The sequence below is a fragment of the Streptomyces sp. NPDC000134 genome (assembly GCF_042899225.1).
In the GTDB taxonomy this organism is placed as follows: domain Bacteria; phylum Actinomycetota; class Actinomycetes; order Streptomycetales; family Streptomycetaceae; genus Streptomyces.
In genome coordinates this window covers 309,252-322,816 of record NZ_JBIAZN010000003.1, presented here as the reverse complement: position 1 = coordinate 322,816, position 13,565 = coordinate 309,252, and the positions used below count along the sequence as shown (strand labels likewise).

Here is a 13,565-nt window from a genome sequence, read left to right as displayed (position 1 = left end):
ATCGTGGAGTCTCTCATCGCGCTGCTGGTGGCGGCGCCTCTGCTCGGAGCGGCGGTCCTGCTGTGCGGCGGGCGCCGGCTGGACGCCGTCGGCCACTGGCTCGGCACCCTGCTGGCCGGCGCGTCGTTCGTGATCGGCCTCGTCCTCTTCACCGACATGCTGGGCAAGGGCGGCGAGGAGCGCACGCTGACCCAGCACCTGTTCAGTTGGGTCCCGGTGCAGGGCTTCCAGGCCGACGTCGCCTTCCGCCTGGACCAACTGTCGATGACGTTCGTCCTGCTGATCACCGGGGTCGGCTCGCTGATCCACCTGTACTCGATCGGGTACATGGAGCACGACGAGCGCCGCCGCCGCTTCTTCGGCTATCTGAACCTGTTCCTCGCGGCGATGCTGCTGCTCGTCCTCGCCGACAACTACCTGCTGCTGTACGTCGGCTGGGAGGGTGTCGGCCTCGCCTCCTACCTGCTGATCGGCTTCTGGCAGCACAAGCCCAGCGCCGCCACGGCCGCGAAGAAGGCGTTCCTGGTCAACCGGGTCGGCGACATGGGCCTGTCGATCGCGATCATGCTGATGTTCCTCTGGTTCGGCACCTTCGCCTTCGGACCGGTGCTCGGCACCCTGCACGAGCCCGGCATCGCGGGCGGCGCGGACGAGGGCAAGCTCACCGCGATCGCCCTGATGCTGCTGCTCGCCGCCTGCGGCAAGTCCGCCCAGGTGCCGCTCCAGTCCTGGCTGGGGGACGCGATGGAGGGCCCGACCCCGGTCTCGGCCCTCATCCACGCCGCGACCATGGTGACGGCGGGCGTGTACCTGATCGTCCGCTCCGGGGCGATCTTCAACGGGGCGCCCGACGCCCAGGTGGTCGTCACCGTCGTCGGCGCGGTCACGCTGCTGTTCGGTGCGATCGTCGGTTGCGCCAAGGACGACATCAAGAAGGCGCTGGCCGGTTCGACCATGTCGCAGATCGGCTACATGGTGCTCGCCGCGGGCCTCGGCCCCATCGGCTACGTCTTCGCGATCATGCACCTGGTGACGCACGGCTTCTTCAAGGCGGGGCTGTTCCTCGGCGCCGGCTCGGTCATGCACGGCATGAACGACGAGGTCGACATGCGCCGCTACGGCGGCCTGCGCAAGTACATGCCGGTCACCTTCATCACCTTCGGCCTCGGCTACCTCGCCATCATCGGCTTCCCGGGGCTGTCCGGCTTCTTCTCCAAGGACAAGATCATCGAGGCGGCGTTCGCCAAGGGCGGCACCGAGGGCTGGCTCCTCGGCGGCGCGGCCCTGCTGGGCGCGGCCATCACGGCGTACTACATGACGCGCGTGATGCTGATGACGTTCTTCGGCGAGGAGCGCTGGCGCGACGCCCCGACGCCGTCCCCGGACCGGCCGGACGTGGAGCCCGCCGCGGAAACCCGCGGCCAGTACACCCCGCCGCACCCGCACGAGTCGCCGAAGGTCATGACGGTCCCGATGATCGTGCTGGCCGTCGGATCGGTCGCGGGCGGCGCGTTCTTCAGCATCGGCGACCGGTTCATGCACTGGCTGGAGCCGATCACCGACCACGCGCACGGGCACCCGCCGGTCGGCGCCCTGACGGTGACGCTGTCCACGCTCGCCGTGATGGTCCTCGGCGTCGCCCTGGCCTGGGCGCAGTACGGACGCCGGCCGGTCCCGGCCATCGCCCCGCGCGGGTCGCTGCTCACCCGGGCCGCCCGCCGCGACCTGCTCCAGGACGACTTCAACCATGTGGTCCTGGTCCGCGGCGGTGAGCACCTCACCCGCTCCCTGGTGTATGTCGACCACACCCTGGTCGACGGTGTCGTCAACGGCACGGCGGCCTCGGTCGGCGGCCTGTCCGGACGGATGCGCAAGGTGCAGAACGGGTTCGCGCGCTCCTACGCGGTCTCGATGTTCGGCGGTGCGGCGGTCCTCGTCGCCGCGACCCTGCTGATGAGGGCGGTCTGATACCGATGTCCTTTCCCCTGCTGACAGCGACGGCGGTGGTCCCGGCCGTCGGGGCCATCGCCACGGCCGCCGTGCCGGCCGCGCGCCGCACCCTGGCCAAGTGGCTGGCGCTGCTGTTCTCGCTGGCCACGCTGGTCCTGGCGATCGTCGTCCTGGTCCGCTTCGACCCCGGCGGCGACCGCTACCAGCTCACCGAGTCGCACTCCTGGATCGCCGACTTCGGCGTCCGCTACGAGCTGGGCGTGGACGGCATCGGGGTGGCGCTGGTCGCGCTGACCGCCGTGTTGATGCCGTTCATCATCCTGGCGGGCTGGCACGACGCCGACCCGCTGGAGACCGGCAGCAGCCGGTGGCGGCCGACGCAGGGCTTCTTCGCCCTGATCCTGGCCGTCGAGGCGATGGTGATCATCTCGTTCGAGGCCACCGACGTCTTCCTCTTCTACATCTTCTTCGAAGCCATGCTGATCCCGATGTACTTCCTCATCGGCGGCTTCGGGGACCGGGCCCACGAGCACGGCGAGCAGGCGGCGTCGACGCAGCGTTCGTACGCGGCGGTGAAGTTCCTGCTCTACAACCTGGTCGGCGGCCTGATCATGCTGGCCGCGGTGATCGGCCTCTACGTGGTCGCCGGGAACTTCTCGCTCACCGAGATCGCCCAGGCCCGCGCGAGCGGCGAGCTGACCATGGCGACGAACACCGAGCGCTGGCTGTTCCTCGGCTTCTTCTTCGCCTTCGCGGTGAAGGCGCCGCTGTGGCCGCTGCACACCTGGCTGCCCAACGCCATGCAGGAGTCCACCGCGCCGGTCGCCGTGCTGATCACGGCGGTCGTCGACAAGGTGGGCACCTTCGCGATGCTCCGCTTCTGCCTGCAGTTGTTCCCCGAGGCCAGCAAGTGGGCGACGCCCGCCGTCCTGGTCCTCGCGCTGATCAGCATCATCTACGGGGCGCTGCTCGCGGTCGGCCAGCGTGACATCAAGCGGCTGGTGGCGTACGCGTCGATCTCGCACTTCGGCTTCATCATCATGGGCATCTTCGCGATGACCAGCCAGGGCCAGTCCGGCGCGACGCTCTACATGGTCAATCACGGCATCTCCACCGCCGCGCTGATGCTGGTCGCCGGGTTCCTGATCTCGCGGCGCGGCTCGCGGCTCATCGCCGACTACGGCGGGGTGCAGAAGGTCGCGCCGGTGCTCGCGGGCACCTTCCTCATCGGCGGTCTGGCCACCCTGTCCCTGCCGGGACTGGCGCCCTTCGTCAGCGAGTTCCTGGTGCTGGTGGGCACGTTCACGCGCTATCCGGTGGTCGGCATCATCGCCACCTTCGGCATCGTGCTCGCCGCGCTCTACACCCTCGTCCTCTACCAGCGGACGATGACCGGCCCGGTGAAGCCGGAGACGGCCGCCCTGCCGGACCTGGGCGCGCGTGAGCTGGTGGTGGTGGCGCCCCTGGTGGTGCTGCTGATCTTCCTGGGCGTCTACCCGAAGCCCGTCACGGACATCATCGACCCCGCGGTGAAGCAGACCATGTCCGACGTTCATCAGAAGGACCCCCAGCCCGAGGTGGAGGCGGCCAAGTGAGCGCAACAGCCGTCCACAGCCTGTGGACAACGGCGGCCACGGCGGCCGACCCGATCTCCAAGATCGACGCACCCAAGATCGAGTACGGACAACTGGCGCCCACCCTGATCATCGTCGGCGCGGCGATCGTCGGCGTGCTCGTCGAGGCGTTCGTCCCGCGCAAGTCGCGCTACTACGCGCAGATGTTCGTGTCCGTCGTCGCCCTCGTCGCGGCCTTCGCCACGGTCGTCGCGCTCGCGGCGGACGGGTACGGCACGACCAAGGCGGGCATCGCCGCGATGGGCGCGATCGCCGTCGACGGACCGGCCCTGTTCCTCCAGGGCACGATCCTGCTGGCGTCCCTGGTCGCCCTGTTCACCTTCGCCGAGCGGCGGCTCGACCCCGAGGCGCACGGCAACCCCGTGGACTCCTTCGCCGCGCAGGCCGCCTCCGTACCGGGCAGCGAGAGCGAGCAGAAGGCGGTCCGGGCCGGGTTCACCACCACCGAGGTGTTCCCGCTGCTGCTGTTCGCCGTCGCCGGCATGCTGATCTTCCCGGCGGCCAACGACCTGCTGACCCTGTTCGTCGCCCTGGAGGTCTTCTCCCTCCCGCTGTACCTGCTGTGCGCGCTGGCCCGCCGCAAGCGGCTGATGTCGCAGGAGGCCGCGGTCAAGTACTTCCTGCTCGGCGCGTTCGCCTCCGCGTTCACCCTGTTCGGCATCGCCCTGCTCTACGGCTACGCGGGCTCCATGTCGTACGGCACCATCGCGCAGGTCGTCGACGGGTCGGTGGTGGAGATCACCCCGGCGCTCGCCGACACCATGGGCAACGACGCGCTGCTGCTCGTCGGCGGCGCGCTGATCGTGATGGGCCTGCTGTTCAAGGTGGGCGCGGTGCCGTTCCACATGTGGACGCCCGACGTGTACCAGGGCGCCCCGACACCGGTGACCGGGTTCATGGCCGCGGCGACCAAGGTGGCGGCCTTCGGCGCGCTGCTGCGCCTGCTGTACGTCGTCCTGCCCGGCCTGCGCTGGGACTGGCGGCCGGTGATGTGGGGCGTGGCGATCGTCACCATGCTGGGCGGCGCGATCGTCGCGATCACCCAGACCGACATCAAGCGGCTGCTGGCGTACTCGTCGATCGCCCACGCGGGCTTCATCCTCGCGGGTGTCATCGCGACCACGCCGGACGGCATCTCCTCGGTCCTGTTCTACCTGGCCGCGTACTCCTTCGTCACGATCGGCGCGTTCGCCGTGGTGACGCTGGTCCGGGACGCGGGCGGCGAGGCGACGCACCTGTCGAAGTGGGCCGGGCTGGGCCGCCGGTCGCCGCTGGTCGCGGCGGTGTTCGCGGTGTTCCTGCTGGCCTTCGCCGGTATCCCGCTGACCTCCGGTTTCGCGGGGAAGTTCGCCGTGTTCAAGGCGGCCGCGGAGGGCGGCGCGGCCCCGCTGGTCGTGATCGGTGTGATCTCGTCGGCGGTCGCGGCGTTCTTCTACATCCGGGTGATCGTGCTGATGTTCTTCAGCGAGCCGAGGCCCGAGGGCCCGACCGTGGCGGTGCCGTCGCCGCTGACGACGACGGCGATCGCGGTGGGCGTGGCGGTCACGGTGGTGCTCGGTGTGGCGCCGCAGTACTTCCTGGACCTGGCCGGTCAGGCGGGCACCTTCGTGCGCTGACACCAGGCCCGCGCGGACGGGGCGGCCCGGCACCCTCGGGGGGTGCCGGGCCGCTCGCGTGCCCGCGGTGACGCGAGAGGACGGGGCGAGCCTGTGGATAACTCCGGGGCTGTCGGTGCGGACCCCTATCGTGGAGGCAGTGGTCGGGACAGGACGGACCAGGACGGGCGAGGCAGGACGTACGGGGGCGGGACGATGGGCGGCATGGGTGTGATGAGCGAGACGGCAGAGGCGACGGCCACGGTCAGCGAGGCGGTGGCCGCGCTGCGGCGGGTCTTCGGATACGAGGAGTTCCGCGGCGAGCAGGAAGCGGTCATCGACCACGTGGTGGCCGGCGGCGACGCCGTCGTGCTCATGCCGACCGGCGGCGGCAAGTCACTGTGCTACCAGGTCCCGTCCCTGGTCAGGCCCGGTACGGGCATCGTGGTCTCGCCGCTCATCGCGCTGATGCAGGACCAGGTGGACGCGCTGCGGGCCCTCGGCGTGCGCGCCGGGTTCATGAACTCGACGCAGGACTTCGACGAGCGGCGCGTGGTCGAGGCCGAGTTCCTCGCCGGCGAACTGGACCTGCTCTACCTGGCGCCCGAGCGGCTGCGGCTGGAGAGCACCCTGGGCCTGCTCTCCCGGGGCAGGATCGCGCTGTTCGCGATCGACGAGGCGCACTGCGTCTCCCAGTGGGGGCACGACTTCCGGCCGGACTACCTCGCGCTGTCCCTGCTCGGCGAGCGCTGGCCCGACGTGCCGCGGCTGGCGCTGACGGCGACGGCCACCCACGCCACCCACCGCGAGATCACCGAGCGGCTGAACATGCCGGCGGCCCGGCACTTCGTCGCCAGCTTCGACCGGCCCAACATCCAGTACCGGATCGTGCCGAAGACCGACCCCAAGAAGCAGTTGCTCGCCTTCCTGCGCGAGGAGCACCCGGGGGACGCCGGCATCGTCTACTGCCTCTCGCGCAACTCCGTGGAGAGGACCGCCGAGTTCCTGTCCGCCAACGGCGTCGAGGCGGTGCCGTACCACGCGGGCCTGGACGCGGGCACCCGCGCGGCGCACCAGTCCCGGTTCCTGCGGGAGGACGGCCTGGTGGTCGTCGCGACCATCGCCTTCGGCATGGGCATCGACAAGCCGGACGTGCGGTTCGTCGCCCACCTCGACCTGCCCAAGTCGGTCGAGGGCTACTACCAGGAGACGGGCCGCGCCGGACGCGACGGACTGCCGTCGACGGCCTGGATGGCGTACGGCCTCAACGACGTCATCCAGCAGCGCAAGCTGATCCAGTCCGGCGAGGGCGACGAGACGTTCCGGCGGCGGGCCCAGTCCCACCTGGACGCCATGCTCGCCCTGTGCGAGACGGCACAGTGCCGGCGCGGTCAGCTCCTCGCCTACTTCGGGCAGGAACCGGACCCCCAGGGCTGCGGCAACTGCGACACCTGCCTCACCCCGCCGGAGACCTGGGACGGCACGGTCGCCGCGCAGAAGGTGCTGTCGACGGTGGTGCGGCTGAAGCGGGAGCGCGGGCAGAAGTTCGGCGCGGGGCAGATCATCGACATCCTGCTGGGGAAGCGGACCGCCAAGGTCATCCAGTTCGACCACGACCGGTTGTCGGTGTTCGGCATCGGCGAGGAGCTGACCGAGGGCGAGTGGCGCGGCGTCGTCCGGCAGATGCTCGCCCAGGGGCTGCTCGCCGTGGAAGGGGAGTACGGCACGCTGGTGCTGACCGACGACAGCGCGGCCGTGCTGCGGCGGGAGCGGGAGGTGCCGCTGCGCAAGGAGCCGAAGAAGCCGGCGACGGCACGCGCGTCCGGCGGTTCCGGCTCCGGCGGCTCCCGCGGCGAGCGCAAGGCCAAGGCCGCCGCGGCCGAACTGCCCGCGGAACTGCTCCCCGCCTTCGAGGCCCTGCGCGCCTGGCGCGCCGAACAGGCCAGGGAGCAGGGCGTCCCGGCGTACGTCATCTTCCACGACGCCACGCTCCGGGAGATCGCCACGGTGTGGCCGACGTCCATCGGGCAGCTCGGCGGCATCAGCGGGGTCGGCGAGAAGAAGCTGAACACGTACGGGGAGGGCGTGCTGGGCGTGCTCGCCTCGCTCACCGACCCGTCCGGCGGGGCGACGGCCCCGGAGGGCGGTAGCCAGGCCCCGGAGGACGGCACCCGGGACCCGGCGGACGCGGACGGCCCTGCCGGGACCGCCCCCGAGCCGGACGACTGGGCCGAGCGGGAGCCCGAGGACGACGGCTGGATATAGCGGCGGGTCCGGGCCGGGCCGGGTCCGGTCCGGGCTGGCCCGGCGGGGGCGTGTCCTGTGGTGACGGTCCGGCCGGGGCGGTGGCCTGCCGTTGTGGCTGGGCGGGGCGGTGTTCCGTGGTGACGGTCCGGCGGGAGGGGGCGTGCCGCGGGGACGGCCGGGCGTGCTGCGGGGGCGGTCGGGTCAGTGGGCCCGTGTCGCGTAGGCCCTGACGTCCGCGTCGGGGTCGGCCGTGGCGGTGGCGAGGGCGGCGCGTGCCTCCGTGGTGGAGGTGTGCCGGGTCAGGGCCAGCACCGCGGCCTTGCGGACGTCGGCGTTGGGGTCGGCGAGGGCCTTGGCGAGGGCGGGGACCGCCGCGCCGGAGGCGGCGGCCGACAGCGCGGTGGCGGCCCCGGCGCGGACCTGCCAGGCGGGGTCCGCCAGCGCGCGGACGGCCCGCGCCGCCGACGGCGGGGGGCACCCGGCCCCGGCCAGCGCCTCGAACGCCGCCGCTCGGACCAGCGCGTCGGGGTCCTCGGCGAGGCGGTCCAGAGCGTCGCCCGCGGCGCGGGGAAGCCGTGCCGCCGCGCCCAGTGACCCCAGTGCCTTGGCGGCGGTGACGCGGACCTCCCGGGAGGTGTCGTCCGCCGCTCGGGCGACCGGGCCGGCCTCGTCCAGGGAGACCAGAGCACGGACGGCCTCGATGCGGACGGCGGTGTCGGGGTCCGTGAGCGCCTCGGCGTACGCGGCGGCGTCGCCCAGCCGGAGGGCGCGCAGCAGGTCCAGGGCGGTGGCGCGGACCACGGCGTCGGGCTGGACGAGCGCCTTCAGGAGCGGTTCGCCGAGCGCCGGTTCCGGCGTCAGGGTCTCGGCCAGTTCGCGCAGGGAGGCAGCGGCGGCGGCCCGTACCCCGGCGTCGGGGTCGGACAGGGAGGCGGCGAGCGCGGGCCCGGTGCCCGCGGGGGCGGTCTCGGTCAGCACCGTCACGGCGGTGCGGCGCACGGCGGGTTCGGCATCGGAGAGATAGGGGGCGACGGCGGCGAGGTCGGGCTCCGCCTCGGCCAGGGCGAGCAGCCGCAGCAGCCGGGGGGAGGCGTCGACGGGCGGTTCACCGGCACCCCGGCGCGGTTCACCGGCACCCCGGCGCGGGTCGGCGGGCCGGTCGGCGGGAGCGGCCGTGGGCCGGGCGGCGACCGGGGCCACCTCGCGGGCGCCCGCCGTCGCCACCTGTTCGGGGTGGACCTCGCCCAGGTGCCGGGACGGGCCGCCGGACGGGGCGAAGCCGTCGACCGGAACCAGATAGGGAGCCACGGGACGGGCCGTGAACTCCATCGCACCGGAGGGGGACTTGTGCAGATCGAGATGGTGGAACCAGGACGCGTCGTCCCGGGCCGGATGGTCCAGACGGTCGTGGTAGAGACCCCAGCGGGACTCCGTGCGGGCCAGCGAGGCGCGGGCCGCCATCTCCGCGCAGTCGCGGATGAAGGTGACCTCGGCGCAGCGCATCAGCTCGTGCGGGGTGCGGGCGCCCATGGCGGAGATGTCGGCCCGCATCCGTTCGAACGCCGCCAGGGCGAGCGACAGCCGGGCGCCGGACTTCGGCGGGGCCACGTAGTCGTTCACGAAGCGGCGCAGTTTGTACTCGACCTGGGGCTGCGGCGGGCCGTCGGGGTTGCGCAGCGGGCGGTAGACCAGCTCGTGGGCCTCGCGCAACTGGTCGGCCGGGAGTGTCCCCTGGTACGCCGTGTACCGGGAGGCGTCCGCGCCCGCGAGGTCGCCGAAGACGAAGGCGCCGATCATGTAGTTGTGCGGCACACAGGCCAGGTCGCCGGCGGCGTACAGGCGGGGCACGGTGGTGCGGGCGTGGTCGTCCACCCGTACTCCCGAGGCGGAGTGGCCGCCGCACAGGCCGATCTCGGAGATGTGCATCTCGACGTCGTGGGTGCGGTAGTCGTGGCCGCGGCCCGCGTGGAAGGTGCCCCGGGTGGGGCGTTCGGTGGAGTGCAGGATCGTCTCCAGCGCCGAGATCGACTCCTCCGGCAGATGGCTGAGCTTCAGGTAGACGGGGCCGCGGTCGCCGGCGACCTCGGCGGCGAACTCGGCCATCATCTGGCCCGACCAGTAGTCGGAGTCGACGAAGCGTTCGCCGTGCCGGTTGACCTGGTAGCCGCCGAAGGGGTTGGCGACGTAGGCGCAGGCCGGGCCGTTGTAGTCCTTGATCAGCGGGTTGATCTGGAAGCACTCGATGCCGGTCAGTTCGGCGCCGGCGTGGTAGGCCATGGCGTAGCCGTCGCCCGCGTTGGTGGGGTTCTCGTAGGTGCCGTACAGGTAGCCGGAGGCGGGCAGGCCGAGGCGGCCGCAGGCGCCGGTGGCCAGGATCACCGCGCCCGCGCGAACGGTGACGAACCGGCCGGTGCGGGTGTGGAAGCCCGCCGCGCCGACCGCCCGGCCCCCGGCCGTCAGGACCCGCACCGGCATGACCCGGTTCTCGATGCGGATACGCTCCCGCATCTCCCGCCGCCGCAACTGGCGGTACAGGACCTTCTTGACGTCCTTGCCCTCCGGCATCGGCAGCACGTACGAACCGGAGCGGTGCACCTGGCGGACCGCGTACTCGTTGTGCTCGTCCTTCTCGAACTTCACGCCGTACGACTCCAGCCGCCGCACCATGGCGAAGCCCCGGGTGGCGGTCTGGCGGACGGTGGACTGGTCGACGATGCCGTCGTTGGCGCGGGTGATCTCGGCGACGTAGTCGTCGGGTTCGGCGCGGCCGGGGACGACGGCGTTGTTGACGCCGTCCATGCCCATGGCGAGGGCCCCGGAGTGCCGGACGTGGGCCTTCTCCAGGAGCAGCACGTCGGAGCCGCGTTCGGCCGCGGTCAGCGCCGCCATGGTGCCGGCGGTGCCGCCGCCGATGACGAGGACGTCGCAGGTGAGTTCTTCGGCGTCGGTGAGGGCGGGGATCTCCACCAGGGGGCCTTTCAGGTACCGAGGGAGGTGAGGACGGCGCGGCGCAGTGCCACGCGCGCCGGGTCGTCGTGGGCCGCGCGGTCGCGCGGGCGGGGCACGTCGCGGACGGCGGTGAGCCGGCCGGCGCCGAGCAGGGCGACGCGGTCGCCGAGGAACAGCGCCTCGTCCACGTCGTGGGTGACGAAGACGACGGTCGCGCCCGTGCCGTGCAGCACCTCGACCAGCAGGTCCTGCATGCCGGCCCGGGTCTGGGCGTCGAGGGCGCCGAACGGCTCGTCCATCAGGACGGCGCGCGGGCGTCCCGCCAGGGCGCGGGCCAACTGCGCGCGCTGGCGCTGCCCGCCGGAGACCCGGTGCGGCAACTGCCCCGCCTGCGCGGCGAGTCCGACGCGGTCCAGCCAGGCCGCGGCCTGCTCCCGGCGTGCCGCGCGGGGCACGCCCCGGATGGCGAGGGGGAGTTCGACGTTGGCGCGCAGGGTGCGCCAGGGCAGCAGCGCGTCGTCCTGGAAGACCAGCGCGCGGTCCGCCGCCGGCCCGTCCACCGGGCGGCCGTCCTGCTCCACGGCCCCGGCCAGCGGGGGCAGCAGCCCCGCCAGGGTGCGCAGCAGCGTGGACTTGCCGCAGCCCGAGGGGCCGACGACGGTGAGGATCTCACCGGGGGCCACGTCGAGGTCCACGCCGGTCACGGCGGGGACGTCCGGGCGGCCGAGGGCGGCGGCGCGCAGGGTGAGCCGGGTGCCCCGTGCGGGCGGGCGCGGGCCGGCCGCCGCGCGGGCCTCAGTCTCGGACGAGGTGCTCATCGCGTGCCTCCTCGGGCTCGGGACCTGCGGGACCTGCGGGACCTGCGGGTACGGCGGTGGCGGCGGGGGTGACGGGAGCGGCCGGCCGGCCGGTCCTCGGGCGGGCGCCGGGGACGTAGGAGGTGCGGGGGAGCCAGCGGGTCAGGCGGCGGCCCAGGAGTTCGACGGCCGTGGAGGTGAGCCAGCCCAGGACGCCGATCGTGATCATCCCGACGAAGACGCCGGGGTAGTCGACGACCGTGTAGTCCTGCCAGGTGCGGTAGCCGACGCCGTACTGGCCGGAGATCATCTCGGCGGAGATCACACAGATCCAGGACACGCCGATGCCGACCGACAGGCCGCCGAAGACGCCGGGCAGCGCGCCCGGCAGGACGACCGAGGCCAGCACCCGCCACCGGCCGCCGCCCATGGTGCGTACCGCCTCCTCCCAGACCGGGGTCAGCGCGCGCACCGCGTGCCGGGTGGAGACCAGGACGGGGAAGAAGGCGGCGGCGCAGGTGATGAAGACGATGCCCTGCTGGTCGGAGGGGAACAGCAGGATCGCCACGGGCACGAGGGCGATGGCCGGGATCGGCCGCAGCACCTCCAGCAGCGGGCCGAGCAGGTCCTCGGCGAGCCGGGAGCGGGCCACCAGCACACCGGCGGCCACGCCCAGGACGGCGGCGAGCAGGAAACCGGTGAGGATGCGGGTGAGGCTCTCGGTGAGGTCCGTCCAGTAGTCCGGGCCGGTCACCCGGCCGGCGAAGGCGCGGGCCACGTCGGCGACGGTGGGGAACTGCGAGAAGCGCACCCACAGGTCGACGTCCCGGCCGCTGAGCACCTGCCACAGCCCGAGCGCGGCGGCGAGGGACCCGGCGCGCAGCGCGTACCGCACCACGGGACGCGCGCCGACGCTCCGGCGTACGCGGCGGGTCGTGACGTCCGCTCCGGTGCCTCGGCGTACGAGACGGGTCGTGACGTCCGCTCCGGAGCCCCGGCGTTCGCGGCGGGTCACGACGCCCGCTCCAGTGCCTCGGCGTACGTGACGAGCCGGGCGCCGCCGTGGGTGTCGAGGTACGCGCGGGCGGTCGCGGGGGCGACGAAGGGCAGCAGCCGGTCGCCGTCGGCCACCCAGACGGCCCGGTCGGCGAACCACAGGGTGCCGGTGGTGGTGTCGGGCACGTAGGCGGCGCGGACGTCGTCGCGGTGCGCGGCCACATGACGCAGCAGAGCGGAGGGAGAGGTGAAGGTGAGGGTCTTCGAGGCGCCCTCGGGCCAGACCTCGCCGGCGGGTGCCGGCGGGGCCGAGGCGAGCCGCCGGGCGTACTCCGCGGCGCCCAGCGCCTGCTTGACGTACCGGTCGTCGACGAAGGCGTCCACGTCCACGTCGCCGGTCAGTTCCGCGGACTTCAGGACCGCCACGTCCTCCTTCAGGGCGGCCACCAGCCGGGGCTTGATCGCCGGGTCGAAGGTGGCGATGCCGTGAGCGCCGTTGTAGAGGTAGACGACCTCGGCGGGCAGGCCGGTGGCGTCGGCGACCTTCTCGGCCGCGGTCACCGGATGGTCGCGGAGGTAGTCGGTCGCCTCCGCCTGTGCCCGCAGGAACGCCTTCAGCACGGCCGGGTGCCGCCGCGCGAAGTCCTCGCGTGCGGTGACGCCGTGGAAGGTGGGCAGGTCCAGTTGCGCACCGTCGTACAGGGCCTTCGCCTTGCCCTGGTGGGCGAGCAGTCCCGGCCAGGCGACGAACTGCGACAGGGCGTCCGCGCCGCCCGAGCCGAGCGCCGAGGCGCCCACGGCGGGCTGCTGGTTGAGCTTCTCGATGTCCTTCTCGGGGTCGAGCCCCGCGCGCTGCAGGGCCCGGACGAGGGTGCCGTCGGCGGCGGAGCCGACGCTCGTGGAGACCTTCCTGCCCTTCAGGTCCGCCAGCGAGGTGAGGGAGGAACCGGGGGCGGTGACGATGGTGTTGAGGCCGCCGCGCAGGTTGTACCCGGTGACCGAGACCAGCTTGGTCGGGGTGCCGAGCTGCCTGCCCCGGGCGGCGTTGATGAGCAGCGGGAAGTCGCCCATCGAACCGATGTCGATCTTCTTGGCGGTCATCTGCGCGGTGATGGGCGCGCCGGTGGCGTAGTCCTGCCAGACGACCTTGTAGGTGCGGCCGTCGCCCAGGGAGTTCAGGTGCTTCTCGAAGGAGCCGAGGGAGCGCAGGAGGGTGCCGGCCGTGACCGTGTTGATCGTCTTGGACTGGTAGCCGACCGTGACGGTGACCGTGGAGCCGTCACCGGCCTCGGCGGCACCGCCGCAGGCGCTCAGCGGGAGCAGCAGGGCGAGCGCGGAGGCGGCGAGCGCGGCGCGTCGCGGGGGAGCGGGGATGCGTGGCATGGGGGATCGCGCCT

8 protein-coding genes are annotated in these 13,565 nt (G+C 72.8%); 4 read left to right on the top strand and 4 right to left on the bottom strand.

Annotated elements, in window-relative coordinates; translation table 11 throughout:
* Positions 1-3: 3 nt before the first annotated feature.
* The 4 genes from nuoL (at position 4) to recQ (ending at position 7,444) form a co-directional block, all read left to right on the top strand.
* Complete coding sequence (gene nuoL / locus ACFY32_RS06265; protein ID WP_390673546.1) at positions 4-1,968, top strand: NADH-quinone oxidoreductase subunit L; 1,965 nt, start codon at positions 4-6, stop codon at positions 1,966-1,968.
* 5 nt (positions 1,969-1,973) lie between these two features.
* The gene (locus ACFY32_RS06260) at positions 1,974-3,545 is read left to right on the top strand and encodes an NADH-quinone oxidoreductase subunit M (protein ID WP_390673545.1); all 1,572 of its coding nucleotides are present in this window, start codon (positions 1,974-1,976) and stop codon (positions 3,543-3,545) included.
* Positions 3,542-5,200 carry an NADH-quinone oxidoreductase subunit NuoN gene (nuoN, locus tag ACFY32_RS06255; protein ID WP_359189448.1) on the top strand — a complete coding sequence of 553 codons (1,659 nt, stop codon included), beginning with the start codon at positions 3,542-3,544 and terminating at the stop codon, positions 5,198-5,200. Before ACFY32_RS06260 ends, nuoN begins: the two co-directional genes overlap by 4 nt.
* A gap of 195 nt (positions 5,201-5,395) precedes the next feature.
* A complete protein-coding gene (recQ, locus tag ACFY32_RS06250; RefSeq protein WP_390673544.1) occupies positions 5,396-7,444 on the top strand; it encodes a DNA helicase RecQ in 2,049 nt (682 codons plus the stop codon).
* Positions 7,445-7,627: 183 nt separating this feature from the next.
* On the opposite strand, the gene ACFY32_RS06245 is transcribed toward recQ, so the two are convergent.
* From ACFY32_RS06245 to ACFY32_RS06230, 4 genes are all read right to left on the bottom strand, one after another.
* On the bottom strand, positions 7,628-10,393 hold the full coding sequence (locus ACFY32_RS06245) for a fumarate reductase/succinate dehydrogenase flavoprotein subunit (RefSeq protein ID WP_390673543.1): 2,766 nt from the start codon (positions 10,391-10,393) through the stop codon (positions 7,628-7,630).
* 11 nt (positions 10,394-10,404) lie between these two features.
* Complete coding sequence (locus ACFY32_RS06240; protein ID WP_390673542.1) at positions 10,405-11,193, bottom strand: ABC transporter ATP-binding protein; 789 nt, start codon at positions 11,191-11,193, stop codon at positions 10,405-10,407.
* Positions 11,171-12,070: an ABC transporter permease gene (locus tag ACFY32_RS06235; protein WP_359189846.1), complete on the bottom strand. Its 900-nt coding sequence runs from the start codon at positions 12,068-12,070 to the stop codon at positions 11,171-11,173. Before ACFY32_RS06235 ends, ACFY32_RS06240 begins: the two co-directional genes overlap by 23 nt.
* A gap of 113 nt (positions 12,071-12,183) precedes the next feature.
* Complete coding sequence (locus tag ACFY32_RS06230; RefSeq protein WP_359189440.1) at positions 12,184-13,551, bottom strand: ABC transporter substrate-binding protein; 1,368 nt, start codon at positions 13,549-13,551, stop codon at positions 12,184-12,186.
* Positions 13,552-13,565: the final 14 nt, after the last annotated feature.

Excerpts from the sequence above, each read along its gene's own strand:
- ACFY32_RS06260 (WP_390673545.1), top strand. The coding sequence starts at position 1,974 with ATGTCCTTTCCCCTGCTGACAGCGACGGCGGTGGTCCCGGCCGTCGGG.
- recQ (WP_390673544.1), top strand. The coding sequence starts at position 5,396 with ATGGGCGGCATGGGTGTGATGAGCGAGACGGCAGAGGCGACGGCCACG.
- ACFY32_RS06240 (WP_390673542.1), bottom strand. The coding sequence starts at position 11,193 with ATGAGCACCTCGTCCGAGACTGAGGCCCGCGCGGCGGCCGGCCCGCGC.
- ACFY32_RS06230 (WP_359189440.1), bottom strand. The coding sequence starts at position 13,551 with ATGCCACGCATCCCCGCTCCCCCGCGACGCGCCGCGCTCGCCGCCTCC.